This is a genomic window from Pseudomonas sp. MWU12-3103b, assembly GCF_023100615.1.
In the GTDB taxonomy this organism is placed as follows: Bacteria; Pseudomonadota; Gammaproteobacteria; order Pseudomonadales; family Pseudomonadaceae; genus Aquipseudomonas; species Aquipseudomonas putida_A.
In genome coordinates this window covers 214,978-227,342 of the sequence record NZ_JALMEY010000002.1, presented here as the reverse complement: position 1 = coordinate 227,342, position 12,365 = coordinate 214,978, and the positions used below count along the sequence as shown (strand labels likewise).

Below are 12,365 nucleotides of genomic sequence, written 5' to 3'. Positions count from 1 at the left end.
AGTCCGCTTTCGCGAGCAAGCCCGCTCCCACAGGATCAGAGGTAGCCATCCGAACGCAGCAGCGTTTCCAGACAGTGCTCGCTGATGTTGTAGAACGCCTTCAACTCGGCAATCTTCACCAGCAACTGAGCCGGGTCCACCGGCTCGGCGCGTTTCACCGCGAGAATCATCTTGTTCTTGTTGGTGTGTTCCAGCGAGATGAATTCGAACACTTTGGTCTCGTAACCGCAGGCTTCGAGGAACAGTGCACGCAGGCTGTCGGTGACCATTTCCGCCTGTTGGCCCAGGTGCAGACCGTATTGCAGCATCGGCTTGAGCAGCGCCGGACTCTGGATCTGCAGGCGGATCTGTTTGTGGCAGCACGGCGAGCACATGATGATCGACGCGCCCGAGCGGATGCCGGTGTGAATCGCGTAGTCGGTGGCGATGTCGCAGGCATGCAGGGCGATCATCACGTCCAGTTCGCTCGGCGCCACGCTGCGCACGTCACCGCACTTGAACACCAGCCCCGGGTGCTCCAACTTGGCCGCGGCGGCGTTGCACAGGTTGACCATCTCTTCGCGCAGCTCGACGCCGGTGACTTCGCCTTCGGCCTTGAGCGTGTTGCGCAGGTAATCGTGGATGGCGAACGTCAGATAGCCCTTGCCCGAACCGAAGTCCGCCACCCGCACCGGTTTGTCCAGCGCCAGCGGTGACGAGGTCAGCGCGTGGCTGAAGACTTCGATGAACTTGTTGATCTGCTTCCACTTGCGCGACATCGCCGGGATCAGCTCATGCTGCGCGTTGGTCACGCCCAGATCCTTGAGGAACGGTCGGCTCAAGTCCAGAAAACGGTTTTTCTCACGGTTGTGCTCGGCGGACGGCGCTTCACGCAATTGCTGAGGTTTGCTCTTGAACAGTGAACTCTTGCCCTTTTTGCTGTATTCGAGCTGGGCTTCGTCGGTCACGGTCAGCAAATGCGCATTCTTGAACGCGGCCGGCAACAGCTCGGCAATCACCGCCACGCCTTCGCTCAGCGGCAGATTCTTGGTGATGTCGCGGGTCTTGTAGCGATAGACAAACGACAGGTGTGGCTGCGCCTTGACCGTCACCGCTTTGATGATGATCCGCTGCAGATCCGCCTCTTCACCCACGTACTTGGCCAGCACCAGTTTGATGAAGCCGTTGTGTTCGAGGCTGGTTTGCAGCAGCTCGATGAACTGGGCGTGATGATCGGGCGCGGGTTTGGCAGACGGCGCGGATGGGGCGGTAACGGACATGAACAAGCGGCCTCGGGCGGGGCGAAACGGGAATGGCGAGTATTTTAGGGGGGATGGGGGTTGGGGACACGTTCTTATTTACCCAACGGCTTTAAAAGCGCCCTCACCCTAACCCTCTCCCGGAGGGAGAGGGGACTGATTGGGGGATATTGAAGAGGTTCACCGACTTGAAAGAGTGCCTTTGAATCCATAATCGACTCGGTTTCTAAGGCCGATGTCGAGCGCAAGACATCTAGGTCGGCTCCCTCTCCCTCCGGGAGAGGGCTGGGGTGAGGGGCTTCTAGGCCAGCACCACCAACCGATTGGGCAATTCATTCCTCACCTGCGTCACCGGCACGTGCACCTTGAGCAGTTCCCCACAGGCCTCGATGCAGGTGACAAATCCCTCGAGCGTGCGCCCCTGCCGCACCTGCTCGGTGAACGCGGCGACGATCGCGTCCCAGCTCTTGTTGTCCAGCCGCCGGGAAATCCCCTCGTCCACCAGAATCTCCACGTAGCGCTCGGCCTCGCAGACAAAGATCAGCATCCCGGTGCTGCCGACGGTGTGGTGCAGGTTCTGTTCGAGGAACTGTCGCCGCGCCAGATTCGATGCCCGCCAGTGGCGCACGCGGCGCGGGATCAGATGGGTGGTGATCTTCGGCAGGCGAAACAGCAGGCACAGGACGATGAACAGCCCCCATTGCACCAGCAACAGGCTGTGCATGGTCAGCCAGCCAGTCAGGTAATGGACGATGCCCGGCACCAGCAGCGCCAGCAGACTGGCCCACAGCAGCGGAATGTACGCGTAGTCATCGGCGCGGGCCGCCAGCACGGTGACCAGTTCGGCGTCGGTGTCGCGCTCGACCCGGGCAATCGCCTCGGCGACTTTGCGTTGTTCGTGTTCAGTCAGTAATGCCATGTCGAAAAGTGCCTGATCATTATTGTTGTGTGTTCACCAGCCGCCGGACGAACCGCCGCCGCCGAAACTGCCCCCGCCGCCGCTGAAGCCCCCGCCTCCACCGCCACCGCCACCGCCAAATCCACCACCGCCGAAACCGCCCCCGCCTCCGGAGCCGCCACGGCCGGCGGGAAGGATACCGAGCATCTGGCAGACAAACACGGTCAGGATGAACAACACCACCAGAAAAACGAACAACAGCGGATGACGCGAGACAAAATCGCTCTGCGGATCGCCGCTCGACTCGTACACCGTCGATGGTTCGTCCAGAGGATTGCCGCCGAGCACCACCAGCATCGCCGCCACGCCGTCGCTGATGCCCTTGCTGAAATTGCCGGCCTTGAACGCCGGGGTGATCACTTGATGAATGATCACCGAACTCTGCGCATCGGTCAGCCGATCCTCCAGACCGTAACCGACTTCGATGCGCAGTTTGCGCTCGTCCCGGGCAACGATCAGCAGCGCGCCGTTGTTCTTGTCCTTCTGGCCGATGCCCCAGTGCCGGCCCAGTTGCACGCCGTAATCCTCGATGGTGGTGCCCTGCAGATCAGGCACCGTGACCACCACCAGTTGCTCGCCGGTGGCCTGCTCGTGAGCCTGCAATTGCTGGCTCAACTGGGCGCGCACCGACGGCTCGAGCATCTGCGCCTCGTCCACCACCCGCCCGCTCAGCGCCGGGAACGTCAACTCGGCCCGGGCGCTGACGGCGAACAGCCAGAGCATCAGCACCAGGCCTATCTTCAACACACGCATGGGCAACCTCGAATCAGAACTTCACTTCCGGGGCCTTTTCCGCACCGGGGGTGGTGGCTTCGAAGGTTTCGCGAATCGGCAGGTCGCTGTACATCACGCTGTGCCAGAGGCGCCCGGGAAACGTGCGGATCTCGGTGTTGTATTTCTGCACCGCCAGAATGAAATCGCGCCGCGCCACGGCAATCCGGTTTTCCGTGCCTTCGAGCTGCGATTGCAGGGCAAGGAAATTCTGGTTGGCCTTCAGGTCCGGATAACGCTCGGAGACCACCATCAAACGGCTGAGCGCGCCACTCAACTGATCCTGAGCCTGCTGGAACTGCTTGAGTTTTTCCGGATTGTCGAGGGTGCTGGCATCGACCTGGATCGACGTCGCCTTGGCCCGCGCCTCGACCACGGCGGTCAGGGTCGCCTCCTCATGCTTGGCGTAGCCTCTGACGGTCTCCACCAGGTTGGGGATCAGGTCGGCACGGCGCTGGTACTGGTTCTGGACCTGGCCCCAGGCCGCCTTGGCCTGTTCGTCGAGGGTCGGGATATTGTTGATGCCGCACGCGGTCAACAACGTGGCAAGCACCAGCAGCGTGGCGACCTGCAGACGCGAGCGGTAGGTTGGACTGACATTCATCAAAGTAATGCTCCCTGGCGTATTTCATAAAAAACCGACCGTGAAACCTTCTGCATCAGCGGTTGGGGCATAATCGGCCGCGCCACTGGATTGCAACGGGCCGATGGGCTAAAAAGAGGCCCTGCGCAAACGCTGCCGAGTGTCGGCGGGCGTTTTTGGCTCGGTCATTTTGAGCCTGCACCCGAACAACAATAGTCGCTCCCTAACTTTTGGCTGGCCGGCATTGCATTGCCGCTTGGGCCCTTGAGAAAAATATTCATGAAGAAGCTGTGTTTGCTGGGCCTGTTCGTCAGCCTGGCCAGTCATCAAGTATTGGCCGCCACGACCCCGGTACCCCTGGAAAACAAGGACGCGTTCATCAGCAATCTGATGAAACAAATGACCCTCGATGAAAAGATCGGCCAGTTGCGCCTGATCAGCATCGGCCCGGAAATGCCCCGTGAGTTGATCCGCAAAGAGATCGCCGCCGGCAACATTGGCGGTACGTTCAACTCGATCACCCGCCCGGAAAACCGTCCGATGCAGGACGCGGCGATGCGCAGTCGCCTGAAGATTCCGATGTTTTTTGCGTACGACGTGATCCACGGTCACCGTACGATTTTCCCGATTCCGCTGGCCCTGGCATCGAGCTGGGACATGGACGCCATCGGTCAGTCCGGGCGCGTTGCCGCCAAGGAAGCCGCGGCCGACAGCCTCGACATCACCTTCGCGCCGATGGTCGACATCTCCCGCGATCCGCGCTGGGGCCGCAGCTCCGAAGGGTTCGGTGAAGACACCTACCTGACCTCGCGCATTGCCAAAGTGATGGTCAAGGCCTATCAGGGCGACACGCCGAGCGCAGCCGACAGCATCATGGCCAGCGTCAAGCACTTCGCCCTGTATGGCGCGGTCGAGGGCGGGCGCGACTACAACGTCGTCGACATGAGCCCGGTGAAGATGTACCAGGACTATCTGCCACCGTACCGCGCGGCGATCGACGCCGGTGCCGGCGGGGTGATGGTGGCGTTGAACTCGATCAACGGCATCCCGGCCACCGCCAATACCTGGCTGATGAACGACCTGCTGCGCAAGGACTGGGGCTTCAAGGGCCTGGCCGTCAGCGACCACGGGGCGATCTTCGAGCTGATCAAGCACGGCGTGGCCGCCGACGGTCGTGAAGCGGCGAAGCTGGCGATCAAGGCCGGCATCGACATGAGCATGAACGACACCCTGTACGGCAAAGAGCTGCCGGGGCTGCTCAAGTCCGGCGAGATCGAACAGAAAGACATCGACAACGCCGTGCGCGAAGTGCTCGCCGCCAAGTACGACATGGGCCTGTTCAAGGACCCGTACCTGCGCATCGGCAAGGCCGAGGATGATCCGGCTGACACTTACGCCGAGAGCCGCCTGCACCGCGCCGAAGCCCGTGACGTGGCACGCCGCAGCCTGGTGCTGCTGAAGAACCAGAACGAAACCCTGCCGCTGAAGAAAGACGCGAAAGTCATGCTGGTCGGTCCATTGGCCAAGGCGCCGATCGACATGATGGGCAGTTGGGCGGCGGCCGGTAAGCCGGCGCAATCGGTGACGCTATTCGACGGCATGAGCTCGGTGATTGGCGACAAGGCCAACCTGATCTACGCCCGTGGCGCGAACATCACCAGCGACAAGAAGGTCCTGGACTACCTGAACTTCCTCAATTTCGACGCCCCGGAAGTGGTCGATGACCCGCGTCCGGCCAACGTGTTGATCGACGAAGCGGTGAAAGCAGCCAAGGACGCTGACGTGATCGTCGCCGCTGTGGGCGAGTCCCGTGGCATGTCCCACGAATCCTCCAGCCGCACCGACCTGAACATCCCGGAAAATCAGCGCGAGCTGATCCGTGCCCTGAAAGCCACCGGCAAACCGCTGGTACTGGTGTTGATGAACGGCCGTCCGCTGACCATTCTCGAAGAGAACCAGTCGGCTGATGCGATTCTGGAAACCTGGTTCAGCGGCACCGAGGGCGGTAACGCGATCGCCGACGTGCTGTTCGGCGACTACAACCCGTCGGGCAAATTGCCGGTGACCTTCCCGCGTTCGGTGGGCCAGATCCCGACCTACTACAACCACCTGAGCATTGGCCGGCCGTTCACGCCGGGCAAGCCGGGCAACTACACCTCGCAGTATTTCGATGACACCACCGGTCCGCTGTTCCCGTTCGGTTACGGCCTGAGCTACACCCAGTTCACGCTGAGCGACATGGCGTTGTCGTCAACCACGCTGAACAAGACCGGCAAGCTCGATGCCAGTGTCACCCTGAAAAATACCGGCAAACGTGACGGCGAAACCGTGGTGCAGCTGTATATCCAGGACGTCGCCGGTTCGATGATCCGCCCGGTGAAAGAACTGAAGAACTTCCAGAAAGTCATGCTCAAGGCCGGCGAACAGAAAGTCGTGCACTTCACCATCACCGAGGATGACCTGAAGTTCTACAACGCCCAGCTCAAGTACGCGGCCGAGCCTGGCAAGTTCAACGTGCAGATCGGCCTGGATTCGCAGGATGTGACGCAGCAGAGTTTTGAGTTGCTGTAATTATTCAGTAACCAATGCCCGTGTGAGAGGGGCCTTTGTGGGAGGGGGCTTGCTCCCGAATGCGGTGTATCAGCTAAATTAATGCTGAATGACATGCCGCCTTCGGGAGCAAGCCCCCTCCCACATTGGAATCCATTGGGTTCGGAATTGGCGTTAACCGCGTCTGTCGAGAATATTGACCACCAGCCGATCCACCCAACCCCAGATCCGCTGCTTCACTCGCCGCCACAACGGCCGGCGCTGCCACTCCTCCAGACTGACCTGCTGGCTCAGACCGAAATCCTTCTCGAAACTCTGCACCACCGCTGCCGTCAACGACGGGTCCAGTGCCTCCAGATTCGCCTCCAGATTGAAGCGCAGGTTCCAGTGATCGAAGTTGCACGATCCGATACTCACCCACTCGTCCACCAAGACCATTTTCAGGTGCAGGAAGCACGGCTGGTATTCGAAGATCTGCACCCCGGCCTTGAGCAGGCGCGGGTAGTAGCGATGGCCGGCGTAACGCACCGACGGGTGATCGGTGCGCGGCCCGGTCAGCAGTAACCGGACGTCGACACCGCGAGCAGCAGCCTTGCGCAGCGAGCGGCGGATTTTCCAGGTCGGCAGGAAATACGGGGTGGCCATCCAGATGCGCTTCTGCCCGCTGTTCAGTGCACGAAACAGCGACTGCAGAATGTCGCGATGCTGACGGGCATCGGCATAGGCCACACGGCCCATGCCCTCGCCCATGTCCGGGACCTTGGGCAAGCGTGGCAGGCCGACATGCGCCGACGGTTTCCAGGCCCGGCGATGGCGGTTGGCGATCCATTGGCGGTCGAACAGCACTTGCCAGTCGAGCACCAGCGGGCCGCTGATTTCCACCATCACCTCGTGCCATTCGCTGCTGTCCTGCCCCGGCGTCCAGAACTCATCGGTGACACCGGTGCCACCGACCACCGCCAGACGCTGATCGACCAGCAGCAGTTTGCGGTGATCGCGATAGAAGTTGCCGACCCAGCGCCGCCAGTTCAGGCGATTGTAGAAACGCAGTTCGACCCCGGCCTTGGTCAGGCGCTGACGCAGGTGCAGGGTAAACGCGAGGCTGCCGTAGTCATCGAACAGGCAGCGTACCCGCACGCCGCGCTCGGCGGCCTGGACCAGCGCCTGAACCACGGCCTCGGCACAAGCGCCCGCCTCCACCAGATACAACTCCAGTTCGACCTGCTCCTCGGCGCGGGCAATTTCCACCAGCATGCGCGGGAAGAATTGCGGGCCGTCAATCAACAGTTCGAACCGGTTGCCGTCACGCCATGGAAACACCGCGCCGCGCATGTCAGCGCGCCGTGAAAATCAGCACCGCACCCACCGGCACCGACAGACTGATGGCCGATAAGCCGGCCAGGTTGCGCAGGGTTTCCAGCCCCGGCGCCAGATCGAAATCCTCGGCGTTGATCACCAACGGCTCCAGGGTCACCACCTGAAAACGTCGGTCATCGAGACGGGTGGCCAGCAACTCTGCCGGGTATTCATGTTGCTTGCCGTGCAGGTTGACGGTCAGCGGCAGACGCAATTCCAGCTGCGCACCGGGGGCCAGATCGTTGATCGGGCGCAGGTCGATCCGGGTGCTGATGGTCGCTTCGGGGAATTGCTCGATCTGGAACAGCTCCTTGCGCATGCGCTCGTCGCGCAGCGGGATGCCGCTGTTGATCGAATCCAGCTCGACTTCGACTTCAGCGCGGCCATCCGGATCGACCTTGCCGTGCAGCACCAGAAAGCGCTGCACTTCAGAAATGTGGGCGTTTTTCGTGCTGACGAACGACAGCCGCGACGACTCGCCATCCAGATACCAGTTGGCCTGCGCCGGCAGCGCGGCGGCAGTCAGCAGCAGACTGGCGAAGGCTGTATAGAGGGAGCGGTTGAACATTGAATACTCGTGGGGGCGATAAACCTGCACGAACCTTAACCGCCCACGCCGTTATTGCAAACTGATCGCCGCAAATCTATCGATTGGTGAAACCTCCTGTGGGAGCGGGCTTGCTCGCGAAGGCGGTGAATCAGTCAACACAAATGCTGAATGGCACACCGCATTCGCGAGCAAGCCCGCTCCCACAGGGTTATCTATTGACTTGAGGATTGAGGCGGCAGCCCTGCCGTTCGCTCAGCCACTGCGCGCGGTTGCTGCGGCCCATGCCGCTGACGGTGATGGTTTTGCTCGCGCTGTCATCGCTGAATTCGCTGGTTGGCAGCCACTGTTTCACATAACCCCGGCAGTATTCGGCATCGTTGTTCATCACGTAACGACACGAACAATATTCCTTGGCCGTGTAGGCGCTGATGATGTCGGGGAACGCCCAGAGGTTTTCCCGTTCGAGCCAGATCCAGCCGAGCAGCACGATCAGCGCCAGCAGCAACACCCGCTTCAACAGTTTCATAGCTGCACCGCCTTGAGCACGCGTTTGAGCAGCTCGTTGTGGCGATAGCTGCCGTCGCGGTCATCGGCGTAACGCACGATCACCAGTTTCTCGCTGGGGATCACATACAGCGCCTGGCCCCAGTGGCCGAGGGCGGCGAAGGTGTCGGGCGGCGCGTCGGGCCACGGCGCGGCGGCGCCATCCGCCGGGCGATTGAGCCACCACTGACCACCGGGCACCGCTTCGTCCTGATGCGCCTTGTAGCCGGCAAAGGCAGTGCGGTTGAAAGCGACCCAATCCTTGGGCAGCAATTGCCGGTCGTGCCAACGTCCGTCGCGAGCCATCAGCAGACCGACCCGCGCCAGATCCCGCGCCGTGAGATAGGCATAAGAGGACGCGACAAACGTACCGCCGGCATCGGTTTCCCACACGGCGTGGCGGATGCCCAGCGGCTCGAACAACGCGGTCCATGGATAGTCGGGATAACGCTGCGGGCCCACCATGTTCTTCAGCCCCGCCGCCAGCAGATTGCTGTCGCCACTGGAGTAACGGAACGTCTGCCCCGGTGGCGCGTAGGCATCGTGATCGGCAGTAAACGCTGGCATGTCGCGGTGCCCACGGGTGTAGAGCATCGCCACCACCGAGGATTTCAGCGGCGCATATTCGTAGTCTTCCTGCCAGTCCAGCCCGGAAGCCCAGTGCAGCAGATCCGCCACGGTGATCGCCAGATGTTTTTCCAGCGCCGGATAAAACCTCGAAACCGGATCATCCAGTTTGAACAGGCCTTCGCCATACGCCACGCCGAGTACCGTGGCCATCAGGCTTTTGCTGATCGACCAGGTCAGGTGCGGGGTCTCGGCACGGGTCGGGCCGGCGTAGCGTTCGTAGATCAACTGGCCGTCGCGGATGATCAGCAGAGCGTCCGTGCGGATGCCCTGGCGGCCGGCGTCGTCGCGGGGTGGGAAGGCGTAGGTCTCTAATGCCTCGACCGCTGCACCGCTGATTTTTGCGCCAATCGGCCATTGTTCATCTGGCCATTGCTCGGCCTGGACCGTGAAGCTGATCAGCAGCAGAAACAGGGACAGGCTTTTGCACATGGTGAGGGCTCTTGGGGAGAACCTGCTGAGGGTAGTCTTGCCACATGACAGATGTGTGGTGTTTTTGCCACCGCCTTCGCGAGCAAGCCCGCTCCCACATTTGAAACGCTTTCCAAGGGTGGGAGCGGGCTTGCTCGCGAAGAGGCCAGTCAGCCCACCGCCAAAGCCTTGGCCAAGCGTTTGGCCCGCGCACCGGCCGCCAACTGCATCACCCCCTGATCACGCTGCCACATCTGCGCCCACTCCGGATTACCCGCGCGCAACGCCTGATCGATCTCGCCCTTCAGCGCATCAAACTGCGCAAACAAACCGCCCAACAGCACATGCCCGGCCGGGTTGTTCGGTGCCTGGCGACTCGCTTCCGCGCACCCGGCCAACAGCGCCAGCAAGCGCAACAGCAGCGGCTGCGACCAGCCGCTGTCCTGACCGACACCGTACAGCCACGCGGTCATCGCGCTCAGCACATAGACATCTTCCAGGCTACGAAACGGCTTCACATAAGCGTCCCAGCCATCGCCCGCGAGCAATTCGCACAACGCGCCGTCCAGATGCAGCCGACCGTGACTGATGTCCGGCATCAGCGGCAGCGCCGGGAGTTTTTCCACGCGCACGCCGGGCTCGCCGGGATAGACCACCGCCAGACTCAGGCGCGGCGTTTCGCCGGGTTCTTCACTGCGCGCGGCGACGAGCAGCCAGTCCGCGGCGTCCCCGGCGGTGACGAAATCCTTTCGCCCGTTGAGGCGCAAATCCGTCAGGCGCGTCTGCATGTCCGCCGGGCGCAGGCTGCGCTGTTCGGTCGCACACAACGCGCCAAGACTCGGCGGCGCGCTCGGCCAGAGCATGCGCAACGCCGCCTGATACCCCACCAGAAATGCCAGCCCCGGCGTCGCCATCCGACGCCCTCCGGCCACCGCCAGTTCGAACGGTGTCACGTTGCCCACTTGCTGCAACAAGGTGGCGAAACCTTCCGCCAGATCAGTCACGGCGGGCAGGCGTTCATGGTTTTCGAGCAGGCTGGGCCAAGGCATAAGAGGCTCCTTGAGGGCTGTCATACAAGCATCACCAAACGTTCACGGTGATGACACCGGGGCTACATAGCCTGACTTTGCACAACATGGCTGCATAAAGAAAGTCGATCGGCTGCAACCCACGACGGGTTCAAGGCCCGTACGGAGATTCAAATGACTCAGATCGCCCGCATCAGCGACACCGGCAATGAACGCCGCCTGCAAGCCGAACGCCTGATCGGCGCCGAGGCCTTGCAGCAAGCCCAGGCCTTGCGCTTCAGCGTATTCAGCGGCGAGTTCAACGCCAAGCTGAAAGGCGCGGAACTGGGTCTGGACATGGATGACTATGATGTTCACTGCAGCCACATCGGCGTGCGTGACCTGAACACCGGGCGTCTGGTCGCCACCACCCGTTTGCTCGATCACACCGCCGCCAGCAGCCTGGGCAAGTTCTACAGCGAAGAAGAATTCAGCCTGCACGGCCTCGCCCATCTGCAAGGCCCGATCCTCGAAATCGGCCGCACCTGCGTCGACCCGGCCTACCGCAACGGCGGCACCATCGCCGTGCTCTGGGGTGAACTGGCCGAAGTGTTGAATCAGGGCGGCTACAGCTATCTGATGGGTTGCGCGAGCATCCCGATGCAGGACGGCGGCGTGCAGGCCCACGCGATCATGCAGCGTCTGCGCGAGCGTTATCTGTGCACCGAACACCTGCGCGCCGAGCCGAAGAATCCCCTGCCGTCGCTGGACATTCCATCGAACGTGATCGCCGAGATGCCGCCGTTGCTCAAGGCCTACATGCGTCTGGGTGCGAAGATCTGCGGCGAGCCGTGCTGGGACGAAGACTTCCAGGTCGCCGACGTGTTCATCCTGCTCAAGCGCGACGAACTCTGCCCGCGCTACGCCAAGCACTTCAAGGCGGCCGTGTGATGAGCCGGTTGCGCGTGTACGCGCGGATCGCGCGGGTGCTACTGGTGGTGGCGCTGGGCTTGACCATGGCCAGCGTCTTCGGGATGTTCGAACGTCTGGGCCTGGCGCACTCGATGCAACGTCGGCAGCGCTGGTCGCGGTTTTTCATGGCGCGTCTGAGCAATGCCCTGCCCTTTCGCGTAACCGTGCACGGCGACTTGCCGAAGCAGCCGATGCTGTGGGTCAGCAATCATGTGTCATGGACTGACATTCCGCTGCTGGGCATGCTCACGCCGCTGTCGTTTCTGTCCAAGGCCGAAGTGCGCACCTGGCCGGTGGCCGGCTGGCTGGCGGCCAAGGCTGGGAGTCTGTTCATCCGTCGCGGTTCGGGTGACAGCCAGTTGATCCGCAAACAGATGACCCGTCACCTGCAAACGCAACATCCGTTGCTGATGTTCCCGGAAGGTACCACCACCGATGGCCGCTCGCTGCGCACCTTTCATGGTCGCCTGCTGTCGGCGGCGATTGATTCGGAGGTGATGCTGCAACCGGTGGCAATCCGTTATCTGCGCAATGGCGAAATCGACGCGTTGGCGCCGTTCATTGGTGACGATGATCTGCTGTCGCATCTGATGCGTCTGTTCAGCCACGACTGCGGCGATGTCGAAGTGCATCTGCTCAAGCCGATCGCCTGTCAGGGCCGCGAACGTGCGGCGCTGGCGTTCGAAGCGCAGCAGGCGGTGCAGAAGGCGTTGTTTGGTGATATCGCCAAACCGGCCGAACCACGTCGCGCCGGCGAATTGATCGCTGCCTGAAACACAGATCCCCCCTGTGGGAGCGG

12 protein-coding genes are annotated in these 12,365 nt (G+C 62.0%); 3 read left to right on the top strand and 9 right to left on the bottom strand.

Annotated elements, in window-relative coordinates:
• Positions 1-35 precede the first annotated feature (35 nt).
• The 4 genes from M0808_RS04780 to M0808_RS04765 all read right to left on the bottom strand — a co-directional run bounded on the left by M0808_RS04780 (position 36) and on the right by M0808_RS04765 (position 3,571).
• On the bottom strand, positions 36-1,259 hold the full coding sequence (locus M0808_RS04780; RefSeq protein WP_098967616.1) for an SAM-dependent methyltransferase: 1,224 nt from the start codon (positions 1,257-1,259) through the stop codon (positions 36-38).
• Between the two features lie 280 nt (positions 1,260-1,539).
• Complete coding sequence (locus tag M0808_RS04775; protein WP_095138499.1) at positions 1,540-2,157, bottom strand: hypothetical protein; 618 nt, start codon at positions 2,155-2,157, stop codon at positions 1,540-1,542.
• Positions 2,158-2,190: 33 nt separating this feature from the next.
• Complete coding sequence (locus tag M0808_RS04770; protein WP_247840113.1) at positions 2,191-2,949, bottom strand: TPM domain-containing protein; 759 nt, start codon at positions 2,947-2,949, stop codon at positions 2,191-2,193.
• Between the two features lie 13 nt (positions 2,950-2,962).
• Complete coding sequence (locus tag M0808_RS04765; protein WP_007963199.1) at positions 2,963-3,571, bottom strand: LemA family protein; 609 nt, start codon at positions 3,569-3,571, stop codon at positions 2,963-2,965.
• Between the two features lie 258 nt (positions 3,572-3,829).
• Here M0808_RS04765 and bglX point away from each other — a divergent pair, with 258 nt between their 5' ends.
• Positions 3,830-6,121: a beta-glucosidase BglX gene (bglX, locus tag M0808_RS04760; RefSeq protein ID WP_098967613.1), complete on the top strand. Its 2,292-nt coding sequence runs from the start codon at positions 3,830-3,832 to the stop codon at positions 6,119-6,121.
• A gap of 153 nt (positions 6,122-6,274) precedes the next feature.
• Here bglX and M0808_RS04755 read toward each other — a convergent pair whose 3' ends face one another.
• From M0808_RS04755 to M0808_RS04735, 5 genes are all read right to left on the bottom strand, one after another.
• Positions 6,275-7,432 carry a phosphatidylserine/phosphatidylglycerophosphate/cardiolipin synthase family protein gene (locus tag M0808_RS04755; RefSeq protein WP_115988050.1) on the bottom strand — a complete coding sequence of 386 codons (1,158 nt, stop codon included), beginning with the start codon at positions 7,430-7,432 and terminating at the stop codon, positions 6,275-6,277.
• 1 nt (position 7,433) lies between these two features.
• On the bottom strand, positions 7,434-8,024 hold the full coding sequence (locus M0808_RS04750) for a YceI family protein (protein WP_096797056.1): 591 nt from the start codon (positions 8,022-8,024) through the stop codon (positions 7,434-7,436).
• Positions 8,025-8,214: 190 nt separating this feature from the next.
• A complete protein-coding gene (locus M0808_RS04745; protein ID WP_225137814.1) occupies positions 8,215-8,532 on the bottom strand; it encodes an amidase in 318 nt (105 codons plus the stop codon).
• On the bottom strand, positions 8,529-9,608 hold the full coding sequence (locus M0808_RS04740) for a serine hydrolase (protein ID WP_247840111.1): 1,080 nt from the start codon (positions 9,606-9,608) through the stop codon (positions 8,529-8,531). Before M0808_RS04740 ends, M0808_RS04745 begins: the two co-directional genes overlap by 4 nt.
• A 149-nt stretch (positions 9,609-9,757) precedes the next feature.
• Complete coding sequence (locus M0808_RS04735) at positions 9,758-10,636, bottom strand: acyl-CoA dehydrogenase family protein (RefSeq protein ID WP_247840109.1); 879 nt, start codon at positions 10,634-10,636, stop codon at positions 9,758-9,760.
• Between the two features lie 153 nt (positions 10,637-10,789).
• Between M0808_RS04735 and olsB the strand changes: the two genes are divergently transcribed.
• Positions 10,790-11,545: an L-ornithine N(alpha)-acyltransferase gene (gene olsB / locus M0808_RS04730; protein ID WP_007963187.1), complete on the top strand. Its 756-nt coding sequence runs from the start codon at positions 10,790-10,792 to the stop codon at positions 11,543-11,545.
• A complete protein-coding gene (locus M0808_RS04725) occupies positions 11,545-12,339 on the top strand; it encodes a lysophospholipid acyltransferase family protein (RefSeq protein ID WP_247840107.1) in 795 nt (264 codons plus the stop codon). Before olsB ends, M0808_RS04725 begins: the two co-directional genes overlap by 1 nt.
• The last annotated feature ends 26 nt before the right edge of the window (positions 12,340-12,365 follow it).